This is a genomic window from Chryseobacterium oleae (assembly GCF_900115055.1).
GTDB lineage: Bacteria > Bacteroidota > Bacteroidia > Flavobacteriales > Weeksellaceae > Chryseobacterium > Chryseobacterium oleae.
Map to the genome: position 1 here is coordinate 337,433 of NZ_FOVD01000003.1, position 22,360 is coordinate 359,792.

The 22,360-nt window shown below is 38.2% G+C and carries 18 protein-coding genes; 7 read left to right on the top strand and 11 right to left on the bottom strand.

The features are described from left to right. Positions 1-19 precede the first annotated feature (19 nt). Both BM143_RS12205 and gpmI read right to left on the bottom strand, forming a co-directional pair. Positions 20-1,000, bottom strand: a complete 981-nt coding sequence (locus tag BM143_RS12205) for an acyl-ACP desaturase (RefSeq protein WP_090024729.1) — start codon at positions 998-1,000, stop codon at positions 20-22. A gap of 152 nt (positions 1,001-1,152) precedes the next feature. After that, positions 1,153-2,694 carry a 2,3-bisphosphoglycerate-independent phosphoglycerate mutase gene (gpmI, locus tag BM143_RS12210; RefSeq protein WP_090024730.1) on the bottom strand — a complete coding sequence of 514 codons (1,542 nt, stop codon included), beginning with the start codon at positions 2,692-2,694 and terminating at the stop codon, positions 1,153-1,155. 472 nt (positions 2,695-3,166) lie between these two features. Between gpmI and BM143_RS12215 the strand changes: the two genes are divergently transcribed. Then, positions 3,167-3,490, top strand: coding sequence for a translation initiation factor (locus tag BM143_RS12215; protein ID WP_034727641.1), 324 nt, complete (start codon positions 3,167-3,169; stop codon positions 3,488-3,490). Positions 3,491-3,492: 2 nt separating this feature from the next. Here the strand turns inward: BM143_RS12215 and BM143_RS12220 are convergent, their stop codons facing one another. The 3 genes from BM143_RS12220 to BM143_RS12230 form a co-directional block, all read right to left on the bottom strand. Continuing rightward, positions 3,493-4,392 (bottom strand): leucine-rich repeat domain-containing protein, encoded by a 900-nt coding sequence (locus BM143_RS12220; protein WP_090024731.1) that lies wholly within the window; start codon positions 4,390-4,392, stop codon positions 3,493-3,495. A 54-nt stretch (positions 4,393-4,446) separates the two neighbouring features. After that, positions 4,447-6,600, bottom strand: a complete 2,154-nt coding sequence (locus BM143_RS12225; RefSeq protein WP_090024732.1) for an alkaline phosphatase PhoX — start codon at positions 6,598-6,600, stop codon at positions 4,447-4,449. A gap of 376 nt (positions 6,601-6,976) precedes the next feature. Beyond that, entirely contained in the window at positions 6,977-8,806 is a 1,830-nt protein-coding gene (locus BM143_RS12230; RefSeq protein WP_090024733.1) for a cytochrome-c peroxidase, read from the bottom strand. 874 nt (positions 8,807-9,680) lie between these two features. Between BM143_RS12230 and BM143_RS12235 the strand changes: the two genes are divergently transcribed. The 4 genes from BM143_RS12235 to BM143_RS12250 all read left to right on the top strand — a co-directional run bounded on the left by BM143_RS12235 (position 9,681) and on the right by BM143_RS12250 (position 12,265). After that, complete coding sequence (locus tag BM143_RS12235) at positions 9,681-10,142, top strand: hypothetical protein (protein WP_090024734.1); 462 nt, start codon at positions 9,681-9,683, stop codon at positions 10,140-10,142. 19 nt (positions 10,143-10,161) lie between these two features. Beyond that, on the top strand, positions 10,162-11,016 hold the full coding sequence (locus BM143_RS12240; protein ID WP_090024735.1) for a nucleoside phosphorylase: 855 nt from the start codon (positions 10,162-10,164) through the stop codon (positions 11,014-11,016). Between the two features lie 186 nt (positions 11,017-11,202). After that, complete coding sequence (locus BM143_RS12245; RefSeq protein ID WP_090024736.1) at positions 11,203-11,742, top strand: hypothetical protein; 540 nt, start codon at positions 11,203-11,205, stop codon at positions 11,740-11,742. A 4-nt stretch (positions 11,743-11,746) separates the two neighbouring features. Next, positions 11,747-12,265 (top strand): hypothetical protein, encoded by a 519-nt coding sequence (locus tag BM143_RS12250; RefSeq protein ID WP_090024737.1) that lies wholly within the window; start codon positions 11,747-11,749, stop codon positions 12,263-12,265. Positions 12,266-12,285: 20 nt separating this feature from the next. Here BM143_RS12250 and BM143_RS12255 read toward each other — a convergent pair whose 3' ends face one another. From BM143_RS12255 to BM143_RS12265, 3 genes are all read right to left on the bottom strand, one after another. Continuing rightward, positions 12,286-13,044 (bottom strand): Rossmann-fold NAD(P)-binding domain-containing protein, encoded by a 759-nt coding sequence (locus tag BM143_RS12255; protein WP_090024738.1) that lies wholly within the window; start codon positions 13,042-13,044, stop codon positions 12,286-12,288. 248 nt (positions 13,045-13,292) lie between these two features. Continuing rightward, positions 13,293-14,669, bottom strand: coding sequence for a hypothetical protein (locus tag BM143_RS12260; protein ID WP_090024739.1), 1,377 nt, complete (start codon positions 14,667-14,669; stop codon positions 13,293-13,295). Between the two features lie 268 nt (positions 14,670-14,937). Further along, positions 14,938-15,495 (bottom strand): DNA-3-methyladenine glycosylase I, encoded by a 558-nt coding sequence (locus BM143_RS12265; protein WP_090024740.1) that lies wholly within the window; start codon positions 15,493-15,495, stop codon positions 14,938-14,940. 138 nt (positions 15,496-15,633) lie between these two features. Between BM143_RS12265 and BM143_RS12270 the strand changes: the two genes are divergently transcribed. Beyond that, positions 15,634-15,933, top strand: a complete 300-nt coding sequence (locus BM143_RS12270) for a hypothetical protein (protein ID WP_034727619.1) — start codon at positions 15,634-15,636, stop codon at positions 15,931-15,933. Between the two features lie 120 nt (positions 15,934-16,053). Next, entirely contained in the window at positions 16,054-16,860 is an 807-nt protein-coding gene (locus tag BM143_RS12275; RefSeq protein WP_047453483.1) for an enoyl-ACP reductase FabI, read from the top strand. Positions 16,861-17,648: 788 nt separating this feature from the next. On the opposite strand, the gene BM143_RS12280 is transcribed toward BM143_RS12275, so the two are convergent. The 3 genes from BM143_RS12280 to BM143_RS12290 form a co-directional block, all read right to left on the bottom strand. Beyond that, entirely contained in the window at positions 17,649-19,088 is a 1,440-nt protein-coding gene (locus BM143_RS12280) for a glycoside hydrolase family 30 protein (RefSeq protein WP_090024741.1), read from the bottom strand. Between the two features lie 43 nt (positions 19,089-19,131). Continuing rightward, complete coding sequence (locus tag BM143_RS12285; RefSeq protein WP_228430784.1) at positions 19,132-19,935, bottom strand: glycoside hydrolase family 16 protein; 804 nt, start codon at positions 19,933-19,935, stop codon at positions 19,132-19,134. Between the two features lie 202 nt (positions 19,936-20,137). Then, entirely contained in the window at positions 20,138-22,360 is a 2,223-nt protein-coding gene (locus tag BM143_RS12290; protein WP_090024743.1) for a glycoside hydrolase family 3 N-terminal domain-containing protein, read from the bottom strand.

Genomic DNA, 22,360 nt, shown 5'->3' on the forward strand with positions numbered 1-22,360 from the left:
ATTTAATGATAATCCGGAATTAGCTTTTCACCCATTTAAATTGGAACTGAAGATCCGGAGTTGAAATTCTGTCTGTAATTTTCTGAAGTCTTCCTGGAAGTTTCATCAGATATTCCTGTGCTTTTTCAGCTTTTTCAGTAAGTCCTTTTACATGTTCAATCTTCCATTCATCCAGAAGGTCTGATAGGATATTGATGTAGTCATTTCCTGTATACACCATACATCTCTGCGCTGCATCTGAGAAATGTCCCCAAAGCTCACCCGCTTTCTGACCGGACTGTCTCATCATGTGAGCAGGCATTACGATCTTTTTACGCATCATATCTTCAAAGGCAAGGATCATTTCGGAAGGATCTATTTCTAAAATTCTTGCCACGAAATGCTTGTAAGCTTTAGCGTGTCTGGCTTCGTCTGCGGCAATTACCCCACACATTTTCGCCAGTTTTCCGTTTCCAGACTGCTTCGCCAACGTTCCTACTCTTCTGTGAGAGATATTGGTTGCCGTTTCCTGAAAACTTGTATAAACAAAGTTTCTGTAAGGGTCCATGCTTGTTCCCAAATCGAAACCGTCATTAATTAAATATTGAGTGGTTACTTCCAGTTCTCTCATATTGACTCTTCCACACAAATAAAGATATTTGCTTAAAAGGTCACCATGTCTGTTTTCTTCACCGGTCCATGCTCTGATCCAGTTGGCCCAGCCGATTTCATTTTTCTCCTGATCTATTCCGTCTACACCCATCAACCATGACTCATAAGAAGGCAATGCTTCCTCAGTGATACAGTCTCCGATCAACGTTACAAAAAGATCATAAGGCATTTCACGGGCATACGTCTGAATTTCTTCCAGATCATATTTAAAATCAGCGCTTGACGGATCCGGAAGATAATCGGAAGGCTGCCAGATTTTCTCGATTGGCGTTAAAAATTTATCGAGAAAAGAACCCACCTCCTTTTCCAATATTCCCATTACTTCTTTTCTGACAAGCTTTTGATACATTTTACTATATGGATTTTAATTTACAAAGATATGATTTATTTATTATTTGCCGCATAATAACATATGCAACCCATACCATGACTGACATAAATCATACAAAAATGCCGCCATCTATATAATAACGGCATTTTTGGGACATTATTATTGAATTTTTAGCTAACTAAAATATCACCTGTCATTATTTCCGGAATTTCCACGCCCATTACTTTTAAAATAGTTGGAGCTACATCCCCCAGTTTTCCGGGTTTCAGATTCCAGGTATGCTCTTTATCCATTACAATAAATGGCACCAGGTTCGTTGAATGCTGAGTGTTTGGTGTTCCATCCGCGTTGATCATCACATCTGAATTTCCGTGATCTGCCAGAATAAATACGGCATATCCGTTCTCATAAGCGGCTGTTGCTACTTTTTCAATGCATTTATCTACAGTTTCTGCAGCTTTTACAGCGGCTTCAAAAACTCCGGTGTGTCCTACCATATCGGTATTGGCAAAATTCAGACATACAAAATCTGCCGTTCCGTTTTCAAGCTCGGGTACAATAATATTTGTAATGTCATAGGCAGACATTTCCGGCTTAAGATCGTAGGTAGGAACATCTTTCGGGCTCGGGCAAAGAAGCCTTCTTTCGCCGTTGAACTCTTCCTCTCTACCTCCGGAGAAGAAGAAAGTTACGTGAGGATATTTTTCCGTTTCTGCAATTCTGATCTGCGTTTTACCGTTTCTTTCAAGGATTTCTCCCATCGTTTCCTTCAATACTTCTTCATCAAATACCACCTGTACGTTTTGGTAGGTTTTATCATAATTGGTTAACGTAATATAATGAAGGTTCAGTTTACGCATAAAGAAGTCCGGGAAATCTTTCTGAGTAAGAACTTCTGTGATCTCACGACCCCTGTCTGTACGGAAATTGAAACAGATCACCACATCGCCATCAATAATTTTAGCTACCGGAACGATGTTTCCTGTTTCTGTAGTGTGAACAAGGATAATAGGTTTTAAAAACTCATCGGTCACATTATTATCGTAAGAAGATTTAATGGCAGCCAAAGCATCTGTAGTCTGAACTCCAATTCCGTCTACCATGGCATCATAAGCCAGTTTTACACGCTCCCATCTCTTATCACGGTCCATAGCGTAGTATCTTCCGATCACGGTTGCCAGTTTACCTACTGTGGTTGCCATATGATCCTGAAGCTCTTCTATAAAGCCAAGCCCTGAATGCGGATCACAGTCTCTTCCGTCTGTAAATGCATGGACGAAAACATTTTCATGCAGTCCGAATTCCTGAGCAGCCGTTAATAAACCTTTCAGGTGATTGATATGTGAGTGTACCCCTCCATTGGAAACCAATCCGATGAAGTGGAGTTTTTTATTTTCTCTTTTAGCGTATTCAAAGGCATCCTGAATAATCTGCTGCTGTCCCAGCGTTCCGTTTTCTACGGCCATATTCAGTTTTACAAGATTCTGATAAACCACTCTTCCTGCGCCCAAATTCATGTGCCCTACTTCAGAGTTCCCCATCTGTCCTGCTGGAAGTCCTACCGCCAGACCGCTGGCTTCAAGTGTGGTATGTGGATATTTTTGATAACAGCTGTCTATAAATGGAGTGTTTGCTTTGTCTAAGGCAGAAACCTCTGGATTTGTTCCCAGTCCCCATCCGTCAAGGATTGCTAATATTGCTTTTTTTGACATTTCGTATAACTTTTTGTTACACAAATTTACCTAATTTCCGATGAATGGAAGAATTTGAGAGGGTTATTTTAAAAACATTCTGGTAAAAATGGTAGATATTATTAGTAAAGAATCTACGAATAATTTGCTTTTTTGATCTCGCGCGGATTTCGCTGATGGGGCAGATTTTTAAATTTTATTTGGTTTGAATGATTGTGGTTATTTGCGGAAATTATTTGTAACATTTTAACTAAGTTTTATTTTTTAACCACAGATTACGCAGATTTTCACAGAGGAATGCGCTTTATTTGATGTGAATGATTATGGTTATTTGTGGAAATTATTTGTAATGCCGGAGCTAAGTATTGTTTTTATTTTTTTAACCCCTAATTTTGTGGATTTTCACGGATGATGAGATTGTTGATGTGAATGACTGTTGCTATTTGTGAAAAATTATTTGTGATATTTGTATTTAAACATTTAATTTTGCTTTATGGATTTACGAGATCAGTTAAAGAACCTTTTTCCTGAGCATGAGGAGAAGGATTTTGAAATGCCTAAAGAAGAATTTAAGCAGCATGAACCTTTGGTGTGTAAATTTGAGAAGAAAGGCAGAAACGGTAAGCCTGTAACGATTGTTGAAGGTTGGGAAGGCAGTGAGGAAGATTTAAAGAAAATCTCAAAAAAAATAAAAACCACCTTGGGAATAGGCGGTTCAGAGAAAGACGGAACGATCATTATTCAGGGCGATAATCGTGATAAGATCATGGATATCCTTAAAGAAATGGGATATAAAACCAAAAGAGTCGGCGGATAGATCTAGAAATAGATCTGAGTTTCCGGCATCAGGTTTTTTAACCGTTCGATCTTTGCTTTTTCTATAGGATTTCCTGTAAGAATGAGGGTTTTAAGCTTTTTTAGCCTGGCTATTTCTACAGGAATGTCTTTCAGATTGTTATGGGCCAGATTCATACTGGTTATATTTTTCAGTCCCTTTATTCCGGGAGATAATTCTGTGATATGATTGTCACTTGCATTCAAAAATTCAAGATTCTTAGCCTTGAAAAGGTTTTCCGGTAGCTTTACAATAGCATTCTGCTGCAGCTCCAGGTATTTTAAATGTTTAGGAAAAGACAAATTTCCCAGGTCATTAATCTGGTTTTCGGATAAATTCAGAAATTTCAGATTTTTAATTCTGTATAAACGGTCAGCGATGCTGCTGATCTGGTTTCCCTGAAGGTTAATTTCTTCCAAAGCAGGAATTTCCATCAATGCCTCGGGAAAAACATTGAGGTTATTGGCATCAAAATGCACTGCTTTTAAGTTTTGAAGCTTTGCAATATTAGGATTAATGCTTGTCAGGCTGTTGAGATTCATAGAGAATGTATTCAGCTTTTTCAGGTTTCCTATTTCATCAGGAATGTATTTGATGCTGTTTTCATTCACATTTAAAATTTCCAGTTCACTCAAAGCAAAGATCTCCTGATCCATTTTCTCCAGCTTATTTCCCATGATATTCAGAAAGAACAGGGAGTTCAGTTTCGAGATCTGCGGAGGAAGGTTAAACAATCCTTTTTCCCGGAAACTCATACTGTAAACAGTCTTTTTACTGCTCAAAGCCTCGTCGATATTTGTAAACGTAGGATATTTTACGGGATCGATCTGTGCCTTAGCAAGACAGAGTGAGAGTACGGAAATCAATAGAACAAGCTTTTTCATAGAGATAAATTTCGGGCGGCGGCTCCGCCGCCGCCCGAAATGAGTATTAATAATTTACTTTTTTACTAGTTTCACAGTCTTTTGGAAACCTCCTTCTGCTTCGATGTTCAGAACCAGAATACGGGATCCCTCAAGCTGATGGGTAAAGTCCAGATCTAGTGATCTGTTAACTCCACTGAACTTCTTCGTATAAACGATTTTTCCATCCAAGCTGTAGGCTGTTACTGAAATGTCTTTCAATCCTTTTGGTGAATTGATCTTAACCATTCCTGAAGTAGGATTCGGAGCTACCTCAACGGTAGTTTCTGCATTATGAGTATCAACTGTTCCCAATGATCCTGCCGTTCCTAAGTTTTGTTTTAAAGCAACAACAATCGTAGCAGATTTTCCTCTGTAGTCAATTGTGTTTCCTGTAGCATCGATATCTGTAGAAATTGTAGAATCCGGATGCTGGATTGAGAAGAAACCAAATTTGTGATCAGGAGTAAATGTCAGTCCTGTTGGTTCAGATCCTGCAGGCATTGAAGCGAACAGTCTCACTTTAGGATTAGCCTGCGTATGATCCGGAGCAATCACCCAGATGTAATTTTTTCCACCATCCTGAAGAACCCAAAGGTTTCCAAGCTCATCAAATGTAAGGTTGTCATTTCCGTCGCCCCAAGCTTCAGTTTTCATTCCCTGTGGTGTATTGAAAGAATAAGCTGTAGAGGCACCACCTACAAAAGTTTCCACCTGAGAAGCCGTAGTTCCGTTATCCTGAAGACGGTATACTTTATCCAGACCTTTAGCGGTAAAGTAAATTTTCCCATCCAATGGGCTGATGTCTACATCTTCTACTCCGTTAAATCTTGTTCCTCCTAATGACTGGGCAAGAGCTGTCGTATTATTCTGGTCTGCTTTTATTTTATTCGGAACCTGAATCCATGTTGCTGTAGTTCCTACCGGATCACCTGATGCGCTTAATCCCTGGTCCAATTTTAATACATAAAGATTTCCTGAAGCAAGGTTGTTCGGCGTATCCATGATGTATTTATATACCATATGTGTCCCGCCATCTTCTCCGTAATACGCTGTAGTTCCTGCATTATTTACCACAACATTCTCGTGGTTCATAATTCCCATCTGCCACAGTTTCCCTTTGGATCCGTCCGTATTTTTGGAAACAACCTGAGCCGTAGCCGGATCTATTTCTACTAACCATCCGTAATCTTTGTAACCATCACTATTTACATCATTGGAAGTCACAGATTCTTCTGCCGTAACAATCGTTCCCCAAGGTGTAACTCCCCCTGAGCAGTTTCTGATCGTCTGAACCAAACTTGGATCTGAAAAACTTACCGCTCTTGATTTGGTCAGCTGCCAAAGTTTTGTAGAGGCATTGTAATTAATTTCAGCCATCGTAACTCCACCAGGATTCGTTTCGTGGTTGACGGAAAGATACCCGTTGGTGCTGCTTCCTGTTTTGGCCACATAACCTGTAAAGTCATTCTGACCGCCTACCATTCCACCTCCTTCAGTATAATTATCACCTTCTTTTAGGATAAGCTGGTATTTATGTTCTGCCGGAATGATCAGTTTATTGGTTTGCGCTGTAGGAACAATAGAAGTAAAACAGCTGATATGCGTTCCTGTACATGCCGGAGGAGGTGTTACAGTAACTGTTGTTTTTAGATAAGCATCAATTCTAAGATCTGAGCTGGTTCCTGTTCTGTTGTGAAGTTCCACGGAAATCCTGTTAGTTCCATTTATAAATTTAGATTTCGGAATAGAGAAAATGTTATAAACGCTCTCTGCTGCTCCATCTATAGTTGTAACAGAAGGCGTATTGAAAGCAATAGTCCCTGCAGGCATATTGTCTCTTACTACTTCTACTCCATTCAGATATACAACGATTCCGTCATCTCTCATCACGCCCAGTTCCATATTGTCTGAAAGCGTTGCTAAATCCACTGTGAAATCTTTAGCAAAATAAGCTGCTGTAAGACCTGAGCTGATGGTAGTGGTTACCGGATCTCCATATCCTAATGGTCCGTTTCCTGTAGCCCATGAAGACACATCAAAAGTCTGGTCTTTCCACGGATCTGCCAAAGCCTGGTTGTTATCTTTGTAGCTCCAGGAAGAGTTCTTATTGAATAAAAACGTCTGCGCCTGTACGCTAAAGCCGGAGACCATAGCCAATGCCGCAATTGTAAGTAATTTTTTCTTCATTTCTTATGATTTATTAGACCTTGCAAAACTATTTTTTTGGTGCGAAACCTCTGTTAATAGGACTTTAAATATAGATCAGGGAATATTAATTAATCTGGAACCTAATGTTAAGGGGATTAATTAATTGTTAAATAACGCTTTTTTAGTTTGAGAGTTTGAGGGTTTGAGGGTTTTAGAGTAGATTAGTTATAAAGAGTATGAATGTCAATAATGGATAAGTTTTTAACGGCAGATATAAACTGCTTCATAGATTCAATACTTCAAGTCAAATAATCTTCAGCATAATTTATACAAACCTTCGAACCCTTCAAACTCTCTGACACTCCCACTCCCACTCTCCAACCCTCAAACCCTCAACCTCTCCAACTCTCAAACATCACTTAGCTTTACTAATATCCGTCAGAGAATTCAGGAATGCGATGACCTGTTTAATCTCCGTTTTTGTAAGGTTGAGTTTATCTGGTGGCAGTGTCTGGTTTTTCATTTTTAAGCCGAGACCTTCACCTCCGCCTTCGTTGTAGAAATCCATTACTTCTTCCAGTGTGTTGAAAGCGCCATTATGAAAATAAGGTTTTGTAAGCGCGATATTTCTTACGGTAACCGTTTTGAAGGAATAATCATAGATCCATGATTTTTCTTTTTTTACAGGGCTGTTTCCTCTACCCAGATCGGAATCCAGTTCAACAGGAAGCTGATTGATCGGTTTTGTGGTTACGCCTAAAACTTCGGATTCATTTTCGTTAAAGAAAGGAGGCACAAGACCTGAAAAATGCGGTGCAAAGTGACAGGTAGCACAATTGGCTTTTCCCATAAACAGGTTGTAGCCTTTTTTGACATCATCTGAAACGTCTTTTTCATTTCTCATAAAACGGTCAAAGTCACTATCAAAAGAATGCAGAGAAGCAGCGTAAGAACTTAATGCTTTGGAAAAATTCTCTTTATTTATTTTACCGTCTTTAAAGGCTGAGCGAAAAGCTTTTTTGTACTCAGGTTTTGTTTTTAACTTTTTAATAATGTCTTCGTAGCTCGTATTGAATTCATCATCGTTGTAGATGACGTGTTCCGCCTGTTGCTCCAGGTAAAATGCACGAAGGTCATAGAAAAACCTTTTCGCAAAAACAGCATTGTACAGAGACGGAGAATTTCTTAATACCGTCTTTCCTTCTACATTGCTTGGTGATTTCGCTTTAAGATCTGTAAAAGCATTTTCCTGCAAATGACATGCAGCGCAGCTCATTTTACCGTTTTGACTTAAATTCTGGTCATAGAAAATAGATTTCCCTAAACTGCGGAGGTCTGCATTATCTTCAGAAGACTGCAGCAATGTATAAAAATACGGATCCAGAAAATCGCTGCTGAAAAGGTTTTTACTCTTTACATTCCATCCGGAAAATTCTTTGAGGTCATCTGCTCTTCCGTCCCATTTTCCAAATTCTTCATAAAGCGGCTGAATATATTTTTTATAAAATTCAATTCTGTCAAAAGTTTCAAAATCTTTGTTCGCTGACAAATAACTAATTCCTTCGGTAAGAACCTGATTGGCTTTCTGAACATTGTAGTTTTTAAAATACGCATCGTCGTTGATGTATTTTTTAATTCCAGTGAGGGCATGGCTGGCTTCTTCAGAGATATTCAGGGAACCGGGCGTATCAAAACCTGTCACTCCAAGGGTATAAATTCTGATCAGTTCAATCCTCAACGGTAATGTTTTGTTGTTTCCACGGCTTAAACCATTCTTTACGGTGCTCAGATAAAAGCTGGAATAGGAGTTGTACAGAAAATCTGTAATGGTTTTTATCTTTTCTTTTTCGTCTCCGGCTTCATCGGAAAAGATCAGTTCATCCAGCACCTGAAGTCCTTCCGGTGGCAATGTATAGGCTGAAGTACCTGCAGCTTCAATATGAAAAAGCGGAGCAGCATTAAGATGAGTTTTTGTAAATTCCGGATAATGATAAGCGATATAAAACTCGACTTCTTTAAATGAGTTTCTTGTAGCACTTAAAGAATTCCGAAGCTCTTCAATAGAAATCTGGTCATCAGAGAATTTGTATACATCTGATTTAAGCTGATCAAGCCTGTTTTTAAAATCTGACAGCCCTTTATTGACAAAGGTATTTTCACTTTTTTCTCCCTTATCAACCGGGTTAAAAGACATGACAGCAAAACCTATCAACACAATCACAGCTAGCAGCGGATACAATCTCATGAATTTTTAGCGGCAAAAGTACCGTTCCGATGTTATGGCAAGTTTAACGGCAGATTAAAAAATGTTTACGTTTTACCACAAGGATTGAAAAAATGAAGTGCTTTTAAACACAAATTTCACTAATAAATTCACAAATAGCATGAATATAATAAGGAAATAAATTTGTGTAATCAGCGTAATCTGTTGGAGATTTTCGGGGAAGCAAAAGGTCCGGCTGCTTCGCTGATGAAGTTATATGTGTACAATATTCACTTCATCGAATCCATTTCTTTGCGTGAAAATATATCATGCTTTTTTTCACGCAAAGATTATTTTAAAAAGTGCTTAGTTTTGAGGAAGGCAAAGAGTTCGACTGCGTCGCTGATGAAGCTATATGGATAAGAAGATCCCTTCATCGAATCAATGAAATTGATTCTCCCTTTGCAGCCTTAAAATTTCACATTATAAAAATCAAACTTTGCGTAAAAAAACACTTTTTCTAGCTCACGTTTTGAAATTAATCCAGTATATGGATGTGTACAAGCAGTTCCTGATTTGAATAACAAAACTTACATTCCGAAATGTCATGAGCTGCTAAAATCTCCGGGAAAAAGTATCAAATCTCCCATTCTGAAATCTGATGTCTAAAATCTAAAAAAATATTTTATCCCGAATTCAGATTAATTTAAAATTTGACAAAGCTATTCTAAAAGACTAAAAATCTACAAACAGCAGTTTCTTATAGAAATATTTTTATTAATTTTAAACCCCGAAATCAAATTCATTATACTTTAGAACGGATGACTTCTTCAAGCCGGGTTTAAAAAATGATGACGAAAGATATTGGGTGAGGATTTTTTAACATCATTTCAGCAGATTAAAACAAAATATTATTATGAAAACAAAATTACTATTCGCTGTTGCGGCGAGTTTCCTTTCAGTTCTTGCCTTTTCACAGAAAAAGAAAAACAAAGAAATGGCCGTTTATGCAGAGAAGAAAGGGAACGACTATTATCTGATCCGTTTGGAAGAGGACAAACCCGTTCCTAACGTTTATGTGTATTCAAACGGAGTGACAAAACCTTATAAAAATTACACAGATCTTAAGGACATTGTGATGGATTTTCCGGGAATGATGACCTCCAACAATTCTACTAAAGAAGAAATGGTGTCTGTCATGAAAAAAGGAGATAAGTTCTACGAAATCACCTCTCAGCGAAAAGATCCGAAAAACTTTGAAAAAACCATTATCACGGTTTATGAAATATTCCAGGGACAGAAAAGAATCGTAGAAGAATATGATACGATCTATGACCTTGCCGGATCTCCTTACAAAGATGCGATTTTCATTAATTAAAAAACAAAAAATATAAATTATGCTAAACAAACTTGCTGCCTCAGAGCTGGTGCTGAATGATGACGGAAGTGTATACCACTTAAATCTTTTGCCTGAAGATATTGCTGATAAGATCATCCTTGTGGGAGATCCGGACAGAGTAGCAAAAGTTTCAAAGTATTTTGACAAAGTAGAGATCAAAAAAAATAAAAGAGAATTCTATACCCACACCGGAACATTGCGTGGAGAAAGAATTACGGTAATGTCTACAGGTATCGGAACTGAAAACATCGATATCGTGATGAATGAGCTTGATGCTTTGGTGAATATTGATCTTCAGAACAAGGAATTCAAAACTGAGCACAAAGCTCTTGAACTTTTCCGTATGGGAACGTGTGGAAGCGTAAACCCTGATGTGCAGGTAGATAATATGCTGGTAACCCAGAATGTTGTAGGTCTGGACGGATTGATGCATTTTTATCAGGATTACAGCTTTGAGAACGAATTTTCAAAAAATTTCATAGAGAAATTCCCGTATGAAAAGATCAAGCCGATGCTTTATTTCTCAGATTGGGCAGAGGAAATGGGCGAATATTACAAAGATGCCAAATACCACGGTAATACCGCTACTTTCCCGGGATTTTATGCTCCACAAGGGAGACAGCTTCGTTTAAAGGCACTTGACGATAAGTTCTTAGAAACATTGAATGATCTTGGCGTAACCAACTTTGAAATGGAAACCTCAGCGATCTACGCCCTTTCAAAATTATTAGGCCACAAAGCCATTACCGTGAATAATGTTATTGCGAACAGAAGACGTGGAGAATTCTCTGCAGATCACCATGCTTCCGAGAAAAACCTTATTGATTGGGTATTGGAAAGAATTATTAAATAAAACATTTTAGGTCCTCAGATCTGGAGAATTCTTCACAGATTAACCAGCTTCTTGAACTCAAACCTTATAGGTTTTAAAAACCTATAAGGTTTGATTTTAAAGACCACTTGATCTCAATAAATTCTCCGCTGATCATCATGCTTCTGAGAAAACATTATTGATTTGTACCGGACAGAATTATTAAAAATGCCTCAACAAATCCTTTGTATCATAACTCCACAGGAGATTAACCTCCATAAAAGTATTGTTCATTTTAAAATAAATGAACTTTCTTTCATACCCGTTGATTTTTCACTCATTGACAGATTCATTAAAGACTCTCAAAACTTTAGATTTCTGAAGGATTATTTCGAACACATAAAACTTCAGGACAATTTTAAAGAAGCTGTCTTTGATGAAGACGATGAACCGGAGGCTCATTTGATGAAGTTAATTGAAGATTACAGGATTGATCATTTTATCATTGAAGACTATTACGAATGGGAATACACCCCTTTTGAATCATTGCGTGAAAAAGGATACCTGAGATCTTTTGAATATTCTTTTATGTATGTAAAGAGTGGTGAAATTATTTCAGCGGATTCTTCACTGTTTGACGATGAAAATCCACAAATAAGATATGCTGATACTCAAAAGTACAGAAAAGAACTGGGCCTCGATTTCGATTGGTTATCTCAGGAGAAATTCTATTCTTACGATTGCTCAAAAAAAGAATATTTAAAATAATATCATGGGTCAGGACATTACATGCCTTATAACAGATAAAAATATTGAACTGAACAATGATGTGGTTCACTTTAAAGTGCGCGGCTTCACCTTTATTCCTTTCAATACCTGCTGTGATCTTGGGTTGGATGAAGCAAAAGATTTTGAACTCTTAAGTGATTATATCCTGCACTTAGAATCTAAGGATAATTTTGAAAATTACACCTATGACCATGATAATGACCATTGTGACCTTGATATTTTCAAAATGATAAAAGACCATCAGATTGAAAATTTCATTATTGAGCATCATTCTGAGTGGGCAGACATTCCGGTTGACTATTATTTCATGCACGTAACAGAAGGCAAAATCATCAAAAACAGTATCGTATTTGATGAAAGTGAGCTATCAAAAAACAACAAAGCAAATGTTCCGGAATCCAAGAAAAAATTTGGGCTTACTTTTGACTGGCTCGCCAATACTGATTTATTTTATTCTTATTTTCATGCTAACAGGATGTATTCTATTCAGCACACGAAATAAAACTTCACTATTTATAAACCTCAATGAAATGCTCTCGGATCGGGATGCTTAAATACAAAATCCAGCTCTGAGATCAGTTTTGAAGACAAAATTATTTTTCCTTCACTAATCACTTCTTCTGCAGGTGGCAGATTTTTCTGAGCATTGATCACCTGAGCTTTTGACGGGTGTTGTGGCGCTGCTACATTGTATAATTTTCCTTCTGACCCTTTTTCAATCATGGCTTCAATCACATTACAGATATCTTCGTAATGGATATGATTCACGGGAGCTTCCAGGTTGGAAATCGTATAATTTTTCAAAAGTCGGTTATCTCCCATCAATCCAGCCAATCTCAAAATATTAACCTGTGGATAAGTGTTTTTAATTATTCTTTCTCCCTGAACCTGATCTGAGGAAAGGCTTTCCTCGGTATATTCACCCGGAATATCCGGATATACGCCGGTAGAACTCATCACAAACATCTGTCCGTGAAAATCACCGATAAACGATAATAAATGTTGAATTCTGTTATACAAAGAACTTGCACAGCAGCTTTTTCCGGAAAGCGGAATCGTGATAATGACAACATCCATAGCTTTGATTTCATCCCACTGTGTGATTTTTTCTTCCAATTGAAAATCAGGAAAGCTGGCGAGAGTGGTGTTAAATCCTTTGGAAGACAGTTCAGCAACTTTATCATTTGTCGTTGCCGTTGTATATATCTGGTATTTGTCCGACATGGACGCGGCAATTCTGGATCCCAGCCAGCCGAAGCCTATAATTCCTATTTTCTTCATACATTTCAAGAATCTGCATTAATGATCCAAACCTTTTCTTCTACATTTAAATAGAACCGGATAGATCATTAGCAAAATTAAATCAATTTATGGTGCCAACAATGTTTTATTTAAAGGGATTAGAGATTAGGGAATAGGAAATATCTGACATCTGATGTCTTGCATCTTGGTTATTGGTTCTTGGTTCTTAAATCTATCCTTCACCATTCACTTGCAAAGCAAAATTCACAATTGACACATCCAAGCTTCTAAAACTCATTAATCATCACATAAAAATGTCCTGAATATAAGCTTTCTGCATTTCCGGAGATATTGGTCAGATTGATGATTACACTTGAGGTAGAGGTCATTCTTGGGTTTGATATTGAAAATGAGGTATTACCCGCAAAATCACCTGCCGGAGAAACGACAATCGCGGCTCTTGTGGAACCGGGCTGCATATGGGAAGGAATAGCAATCTCCAGCGTAACAGATTTTCCCGGTGATAAATTGTTCACGGAAACCGATGGCCAGGCTTCAAAGCTGATCTGATTCTTCTGTATACTTCCCTTTTCACCCAGTTTGTATTGTCCGTTTACATCTATTTTAGCTGAAGTATTCGGTGTTCCTGTTCCAATACCAATATTTGCATTATTATTTCCGATAACAATGGCATTAGCCTGTGAAGTCACTGCTCCATAGCCCACTGCTGTGGAATATTGTCCTAAAGCATTAGCTCCGGATCCTACTGCTGTTGAATTCTGGTTATTGGTTATCGTATTATATCCTACCGCTGTTTCGCTGTTGGAAGTGGTTTTGGCATTGTACCCTACCGCCGTCGACTGAAAACCGGATGCTGTAGAGTTTTTTCCTAAAGCCGTTGCATCGTTGGTCGTTGTTTTAGCATTATATCCTACTGCAATCGACTGAAAACCTGACGCGTCAGCATTATTTCCTATTGCTGTTGCTTCGTTTACGGTTACCTTGGCATTAAATCCTACTGCCGTTGACTGATATCCTGAAATTTTAGAATTCGCTCCCAATGCAACAGATTCATTAGCAGTCACTGAAGTGTTGGTTCCGATGGCGATTCCCTGGTAAGCGCTGCTGGAATTCCCCAGCGCAATACCGTTTTGTGCTGCATTGGCTGCTGTCCCGAAACTTATTGAGTTATTGACGCCCAGTCTTCCTACTGCTGTAGAGTTTACTTTAAACACAAGGTCATCTGAAGTATTGGTTCCTAAAGAAAGATTGGTATGTTCTCCGCCAGAGTTTCCACTGTTGGTAGCGGAATTATTCCAAACGGCTAATGGAGTAACGCCGCCACTGGTTCCGTTTCCGGCATTTGCAGAATTTGTGGAAAGCATATTCCATCTGGATTTGCTCCAGTAATAGAATCCGGTATCAGCAAGGCTTCCTGATCCATTGTTCCAGACAATCAGTCCTTCAGCAGGATTTGGGATCGTAGTCTGATCTGTAGATGATGCAAGGGCTACACTTGGGAGCAGCATTCCTTTATTCTTTGAATTGATCTGTAACATCGCTGAAGGATCCGGATTAGGGATTCCAATCCCCACCTGTGCTTTAGTTAAAATCGTAAAAAATGAAAAAAGAGAAATGAGCTGAAGTTTAAATTTGTTTTGCATCACGGTTATTACTGATCGTTTATTTTTCGAGGGTGCAAATATACAAATTTTTAATAAAACGCCATATTTTTTATTAAATCCACAATAAATACACTTATTAGTGAGTAAACCACCCTTTAATCACTTTTAAATGAAACATTTTTCAATATTAACTCAACGTTGATTCCCTTTCTATAGCCATTGAGCAGCTTTTAACAATTTAATTTCAAGACATTTAATTGTATTATTTATAAAAAATATCACTAAAAATTGAATAAAACAGAATTCATTACTTTCTAATGAAACAGCTTTCTATATGATCATTAACCATTCCGGTTGCCTGCATATGGGCATAAACCACGGTAGATCCCATAAATTTGAAACCTCTTTTTTTAAGATCTTTGGCCAGAACATCGGAAATTTCTATCGTAGCCGGAACATCGGATAAAGCCTGTGGTTTATGATCTATTGGTTTTCCTCCTACAAAGCCCCAGATGTACACTGAAAAACTTCCAAATTCATTCTGTACCTCCTGAAACTTCTGCGCATTGGTTACTGTAGCCTTAATTTTAAGTCGGTTTCTTATAATTCCGGAGTTGTTCATAAGCTCTTCAATCTTCTCTTCATTATAAAGAGCGATTTTTTTGTAATCAAAACCATCAAAAGCTTTTCTGAAATTTTCTCTTTTAGAAAGAATGGTATACCAGCTCAATCCCGCCTGAAAACTTTCAAGGACGAGAAATTCAAAGATGGTTTCGTCATCATACACAGGTCTTCCCCACTCTTCATCATGGTATTTTCGGTAGAGATCATCCTTTTCGCACCATCCACAACGTATTTTTTCCATAGCTGTTCAATTTTAATTAAAGTTAGGACTGATTTAGAAAAGTATAACAAAAGATTAAGAAAAGTTTAACAGTGGTCGCAGTTTTTAGGAATGGTTCTTGTTTAATTACTGGTACACAACAATAAAATATTACATATTATGAACAATTCAGAATACAACAAAGCGGAAGATGCAGTAAACAATACAGAAAATTCTTTAAAGAATGCAGCAGACAATGCAAAGTGGAAAATTGAAGATCTTGCAGATAAAGCAAAGGATTATATCAATGAAAAAAGAAACAGTGATCAGGAAGCTACTCAGGAAGACTGGCTAGATAAGGTGAAAAATAATTTTTCTGATACATGGGATGATATTAAAGATAAAGCCAATGATGCATGGGAAAAAACAAAAGATGCAGCGGAAGATGTAAAAGCAGAATGGAATAAGAAAACGAATTAAAATTTCAGTCATATAAATATTTTCAAAAAAATGGAGTCTTAAATTGATAAGGCTCCATTTTTATTATGTCGCAAACACAAATTATTGCTACATTTGTATTTAAATAAACATTAAAAAATTATGTCATACGGTCTACTTAAAGGCAAAAAGGGAATTATTTTTGGAGCCCTTAATGAGCAATCTATCGCGTGGAAAGTTGCAGAAAGATGTCATGAAGAAGGTGCTGAATTTATCCTGTCCAATGCTCCGATTGCTTTGAGAATGGGAGAACTTAATGGTTTAGCAGAAAAAACAGGTTCTGAGGTGATCGCTGCAGATGCTACTTCTATAGAAGATCTTGAAAAACTTTTTGATGCGGCTATTGCCAAATTTGGTAAAATAGATTTTATCCTTCATTCAATAGGCATGTCCGTAAATGTAAGAAAAGGAAAGCATTATACTGAAATGAACTACGACTGGTTGGAAAAAGGCTGGGATATTTCATCCGTTTCTTTCCATAAAGTAATGCGTGTAGCTTACGAAAAAGACTGCATGAATGAGTGGGGAAGCATTTTAGCACTTACGTATATTGCTGCTCAGAGAACATTCCCTGATTACAATGATATGTCTGACAATAAATCATATTTAGAAAGCATCGCAAGAACATTCGGATACTATTGGGGTGAAAGAAAAGTACGTGTCAATACCATTTCCCAGTCTCCTACTCCTACTACAGCAGGAAGTGGCGTAAAAGGTTTCGGTGGTTTCTTAGGTTTTGCTGAAGAAATGTCTCCGCTAGGAAATGCTACAGCTCTAGACTGTGCCAACTATTGCGTAACCTTATTCTCTGATCTTACTCAAAAAGTAACCATGCAGAATCTTTTCCACGACGGAGGTTTCAGCAATACAGGCGTGACTCAGAAGGTAATCGACAGATATGGTGAATAACTGATCTGAATATAGCTATAAATAAACCGGCGGCCTCTTTGAGGCCGCCGGTTCTGTTTAAAATAATGTTGATATGAAGAAGTTTATTTATTTTTCAAATTGTTCTTTTGTCTTGAAACAAAATGAACCAAAAATTCAAGGCTGGAATCTTCCGCTAAAAATTAAAACTTGCTCCTAAAATTCCCAAATTGACTCTCGTCGTTCGTCGAACCACTTCGTTAGGTTTCGCGCGGATTAATCATTACTGCTTCGGCTCAATATTTCGTCCGCACTCAGACAGTGGGAATTTTTTAACGGATCAAGTTTTAATTTTTTTGACGCTACAGCTTCCTAGGCCAATGGTATCTGGAAGTTTTATTAGTAGAATCTTTATCACAATGAAGGTTTCTTACTCAGAAGATAACCGACAGATATGGTGAATAACTGATCTGAATACAGCTATAAATAAACCGGCTGCCTCTTCGAGGCCGCCGGTTCTGTTTAAAATAATGTTGATATGAAGAAGTTTATTTATTTTTCAAATTGTTCTTTTGTCTTGAAACAAAATGAACCAAAAATTCAAGGCTGGAATCTTCCGCTAAAAATTAAAACTTGCTCCTAAAATTCCCAAACTCATGCGGATTTACCATTGTTGTTTTTGATTCAATATCTCGTCCGCACTCAGACAGTGGGAATTTTTTAACGGATCAAGTTTTAATTTTCTTAACGCTACAGCTTCCTAGGCCAGTGGTGTCATTAATAACTCAATGGAAGTCTCACAATAATGTTCCTCTTCCAGCCAATTAAATCTATAAAATAACCGTCTGGATAGAATGTGCCGGTGCGGATAATTTAGCCGACATTCCTTCGATCCAAAGGTTGGTTTCAATATCATTTTCAGAATCATTCATAATCACAGTGACCAACTGACCGTTTTCATTCATGAAAGTGGTAGAGGTAAGAGCGGCCCTGTTTGATGAACTTCCGATTCTCTGAGCGTTGGGCTTAATATATTTTGATACATGACCTACATAATAATATTCATAAGTATAATGTACTTCACCTGTCTTAGTATCTGCGATGATTGGTGCAAAACAAAAGTTCCCTACGTGGTTAGGTCCTCCGGTTTCATCCAGCAACACATTCCAGTCGGTCCATAAAGCGGTTCCTTTGTTGAAATCATTAAGCATATTTTTTCCATACAATTCTCCCAGACTTACATCATAAATTCCGGACATCTTGAACTGTTCCTTACATCCTTCTGTAAACGCCAGGAATTTATCAGGAAAAGCTCTCTGTGTTTCTGCTAAGTTATCAAAAAGCTGCGTTTTGTTGTTCCAGGTTTCATACCAGTGGTAACCGATTCCGTGGGCATATTTTGATGTTTCAGGATCGCTTAAAGTCGTTGTTGCTCTTTGGTAAATTAAATCTCTGTTGTGATCCCAGATCATTACCTTTTTGTCTTTATAACCATTTTTCCAAAGTGTTGGTCCTAAATTATTTTTAAGGAATTCACCTTCTTCCTCGGCAGAATAGATACATGACTCCCAGCTTTGTGTAGCCATCGGTTCATTCTGTACCGTCAGTCCCCAAATATTGATTCCTCTTTTTTCGTATTCTTTGATGAATTTAATATAATAATCTGCCCAGGTCTGGTAATACTGGTTTTCCAGTCTTCCTCCTTTGTACAAACTTTTATTGGACTTCATCCATGCCGGTGGACTCCATGGAGAGAAGTAAAACGTGAAATCTTTACCGATCGCTTTCTGAGCTTCTTTGATCATCGGAATCTTATACTTTTCGTCATGGGCTACATTGAAGGTCTTTAAAGCCATATCATTGTCTTCCACATAAGTATAAGAATCGCTGGAGAAGTCGCATGAATTCATGTTGGTACGGACTACCGTGTAACCCAGTCCGTTTTTTCCAAAGTAAGCGTCCAGAATTTCTTTCTGCTTATTCTTTGGCATTTTATAAAAGGTTTCGGCAGATGCGTCAGTAATAGCGCCACCTATTCCAATCAGTTTCTGGTATTTAAAATCCGGATCCACAAAGATACAGGCATCTGTTTCTTTAGGTTGACCGAATTTTTCAAATTTAACCGTTCCTTTATCCGCCATCTTTTCGTTGGTTTTGGAATTGGTTAAAATCACTTTCGCTGTTTTCCCTGCATTTTTCTTCCAGTAGTTCTGTGCATTGGCATTTATAAATGCACCTACCGCCAAACAGCTTACAATTAGTTTCTTCATAATCTTTTTCTTTCTGTTTTTGGACTTTACCGCCCTCGCTTCATTATTTATTTTGATAAACTCTTACATAATCTATATAATATTTTTGTGGAAAAATATTATCATCAATTCCTTCTTTTCCGCCCCACAAGCCACCGACCGCCAAATTTAAAATCATAAAATAAGGCTGATCAAAAGGCCATGCTTCATAAGTCTTGTCTTTATTTTCGTAGGTGAAAAACTTCTGTCCGTCGATATAGACATCAATCTTTTCCGGTGTCCAATCTGCTTTATAGACGTGAAATTTTTCACTTACATCTTTCACTACCAAAGTATCCGTTTTCTGTGTCCCCTGAATATGGTTATATTTTTTGGTATGAACCGAAGCATGTACAAACCCCTGATTGAAACCCACATGTTCCATAATATCCAGTTCACCGTCATCCGGCCATTCCTTCATGTTTTCACTCATCATCCAGATCGCTGGCCAGCTTCCTCGTCCTTTGGGAAGTTTCGCCCTGACTTCTACTGTTCCATACTGAAAGGAGAATTTTCCTTTGGTTAAAAGTCTTGCGGATGTATATTGATTTTTGTCCCAGCTTTCTTTCCGGGCTTCAATAACAAGATTTCCGCCTTCCATTCTGGCATTTTCAAGTCTGTTTTTGGTATAAAACTGAGCTTCCTGGTTTCCATAGCCGTCCCCTCCTACATCATAATTCCATTTCAATGAATCCGGAATACCTTTTCCGTTAAATTCATCACTCCATATCAGCTTCTTCCCGGAATATGTTTTGTTGGAAACACAGTTCGTCACAGAAAATAATATTAATCCCGTTGCGAAAAGTTGAATGATATGTTGGAGTTTCATTTTCATTGATGTAGCAATATTTAAGTTTTGGCTGAAGCCGTTTTTTTCGTTGCGTGAAGTTAAGCGGGCTAAAGCCCGCTCCTATTGAATATATTTCGTTTTTGATTTAATTTTATTCTCCTAAATTTCCTATAGCCTTATTGCTGATGATTTCTATTTTTCATTCTTTGAAGCGGGCTAAAGCCCACTTCTATTGAATATTTTATTTTGTCCAGGTGATTCTTTTTGTCTGTACGTTTTGAGAATCTGTTCCAATCATAATATCGAATTCGCCGCTTTCCCAGTCAAAATTTAATTGATCATCGTAGAATTTCAGATCTTCCGGTGTCAGTTTGAAAACTACTTTTTGGCTTTCTCCTTTTTTAATGAATACCTTTTGGAATCCTTTTAATTCTTTTACAGGTCTTACGACTTTTCCGAAAAGATCTCTGATATACAGTTGTACTACTTCTTCACCGTCGTATTTTCCGGTATTGGAAACGGTCACGTTGATATTCAATGTCTGGTTTCCTTTAAGGTTTGCAGAACTTAAAACCATATCGGAATATTTAAAATCCGTATAGCTTAAACCGTAACCAAACGGAAATTTAGGATCATTATCAAGATCAATGTATGCGGAAACGTAATTTCTGTCTGTATTGTTTTTGGCTGGTCTTCCGGTATTGTAATGATTGTAATAAACAGGAATCTGCCCTTCTGTTCTTGGGAAGCTCATCGGAAGTTTTCCGCCCGGATTCACAGCTCCGAAAAGAACATCGGCAATAGAATTACCCGCTTCAGTTCCCAGCCACCAGTTATAGGTTATAGTAGGAATGTTGTCTACTGCCCAGTTGAAGATCAGAGGTCTTCCGGCGTTGATCATTAAAACAATTGGTTTTCCGGTCTTCGCGATTTCTTTAAGCAGGTCTTCCTGAACTCCTGTAAAACCAATGCTGCTTCTGCTTTTTGCCTCACCGCTCATGGCATGACCTTCACCCAATGTCATAATCACAACATCTGCTTTTTTGGCGGTTTCTACTGCTTCTGCAAACATAGATCGGTCCTGATCATCAACATTACAGCCTTTTGCATATAATAAGGTTGAATTTTTATCCAGTTGATTTTTAATTCCATCAAACTGAGAAACGATTCTTTGATTGTCATCTTTAAATGCAATAGACCAGAATCCGTGATTAGCAACGGTCTCTTTCCCGAAAGGTCCGATCAGAGCAACCGTCTTCGCTGTTTTTGAAAGAGGAAGAATATTTCCCTGGTTTTTAAGAAGTACGATACTTTTAGAACCGAATTCTCGTCCGAATTTTCTGTTTTCCTGATTATCAGTTTGCTCTTTCTGTCTTTTTTCGTTGCTGAATCTGTAAGGATCGTCAAAAAGTCCCATCTCGAATTTCTTGGCTAAAATCCTGCCTGCTGCATCGTCTACCCATTTTGCATCTACTTTTCCTTCCTTGACGAGTTTTGGAAGTTCCGTCATATAGACACGGCTTTCCATATCCATATCACTTCCGCCCAGAATGGCTCTTTCGGCGGCTTCGTTAGCATCTTTGGCATATCCGTGAGGTATCATTTCTCCGATACTTCCCCAGTCTGAAACCACAAAACCTTTATAATTCCACTGTCCTTTTAACAGTTCTCTTTGAATATATTGATTGGCTGTGGCAGGAATTCCGTTAATATCGTTGAATGAATTCATGAATGTCGCTACTCCGGCATTAGCAGCTGCTTTAAATGGTGGTAAGTAGGTTTCATGAAGTTGTCTTAAACTCATATCCACAGAATTGTAATCTCTTCCGCCGACTGCTGCACCGTACGCTGCAAAGTGCTTGGCACAGGCCATCACCGCATCAAGACTTCCCAGACCTTTCCCCTGAAATCCTTTGATTCGGGCTAAGCCAATCTGGGTTCCGAGATAGGTGTCTTCTCCGGAACCTTCCATGACTCTTCCCCATCTCGGATCTCTGGCAACGTCTACCATGGGAGCAAAAGTCCAGTGAATACCATATGCCGAGGCTTCTGTCGCTGCAATTCTTTCTGACTTTTCTATCATTCCCAGATCCCAGCTTGCCGCCTGGCCTAAGTTGACGGGAAAAGTTGTTCTGTATCCGTGAATGACGTCCTGCCCGAAAAGTAAAGGAATTTTCAGTCTGGATTGTTGAGCCAGCTTCTGGAAAGCTCTTGTTTCATCTGCTCCGGCTACATTCAGCATGGAACCTACTTTTCCTTTTTTTATTTCTTCCAAAACGGCTGCAGAATTGGATTTCTGAGGCCCGGTGGCATATTCGAATCCGCTGTACTGGACCATCTGTCCTACTTTTTCCTCCAGGGTCATTTTAGAAAGCAGCTCCGCTACTTTCTGATCCACCGTTTTCTGCCCGTAAGCATTCATTCCCAGCGCTGAGCAGGCCAGTAAGAAATATACTTTTTTCAT

Coding starts and splice junctions, on each gene's coding strand:
- BM143_RS12230 (WP_090024733.1), bottom strand. CDS start 8,806: ATGAGATTGTATCCGCTGCTAGCTGTGATTGTGTTGATAGGTTTTGCT.
- BM143_RS12220 (WP_090024731.1), bottom strand. CDS start 4,392: ATGAAAAAGCTTGTTCTATTGATTTCCGTACTCTCACTCTGTCTTGCT.
- gpmI (WP_090024730.1), bottom strand. CDS start 2,694: ATGTCAAAAAAAGCAATATTAGCAATCCTTGACGGATGGGGACTGGGA.
- BM143_RS12205 (WP_090024729.1), bottom strand. CDS start 1,000: ATGTATCAAAAGCTTGTCAGAAAAGAAGTAATGGGAATATTGGAAAAG.
- BM143_RS12235 (WP_090024734.1), top strand. CDS start 9,681: ATGAAAACAAAATTACTATTCGCTGTTGCGGCGAGTTTCCTTTCAGTT.
- BM143_RS12290 (WP_090024743.1), bottom strand. CDS start 22,360: ATGAAAAAAGTATATTTCTTACTGGCCTGCTCAGCGCTGGGAATGAAT.
- BM143_RS12215 (WP_034727641.1), top strand. CDS start 3,167: ATGGATTTACGAGATCAGTTAAAGAACCTTTTTCCTGAGCATGAGGAG.
- BM143_RS12275 (WP_047453483.1), top strand. CDS start 16,054: ATGTCATACGGTCTACTTAAAGGCAAAAAGGGAATTATTTTTGGAGCC.
- BM143_RS12240 (WP_090024735.1), top strand. CDS start 10,162: ATGCTAAACAAACTTGCTGCCTCAGAGCTGGTGCTGAATGATGACGGA.
- BM143_RS12280 (WP_090024741.1), bottom strand. CDS start 19,088: ATGAAGAAACTAATTGTAAGCTGTTTGGCGGTAGGTGCATTTATAAAT.
- BM143_RS12225 (WP_090024732.1), bottom strand. CDS start 6,600: ATGAAGAAAAAATTACTTACAATTGCGGCATTGGCTATGGTCTCCGGC.
- BM143_RS12260 (WP_090024739.1), bottom strand. CDS start 14,669: ATGCAAAACAAATTTAAACTTCAGCTCATTTCTCTTTTTTCATTTTTT.
- BM143_RS12270 (WP_034727619.1), top strand. CDS start 15,634: ATGAACAATTCAGAATACAACAAAGCGGAAGATGCAGTAAACAATACA.
- BM143_RS12245 (WP_090024736.1), top strand. CDS start 11,203: ATGCCTCAACAAATCCTTTGTATCATAACTCCACAGGAGATTAACCTC.
- BM143_RS12255 (WP_090024738.1), bottom strand. CDS start 13,044: ATGAAGAAAATAGGAATTATAGGCTTCGGCTGGCTGGGATCCAGAATT.
- BM143_RS12250 (WP_090024737.1), top strand. CDS start 11,747: ATGGGTCAGGACATTACATGCCTTATAACAGATAAAAATATTGAACTG.
- BM143_RS12265 (WP_090024740.1), bottom strand. CDS start 15,495: ATGGAAAAAATACGTTGTGGATGGTGCGAAAAGGATGATCTCTACCGA.
- BM143_RS12285 (WP_228430784.1), bottom strand. CDS start 19,935: ATGAAACTCCAACATATCATTCAACTTTTCGCAACGGGATTAATATTA.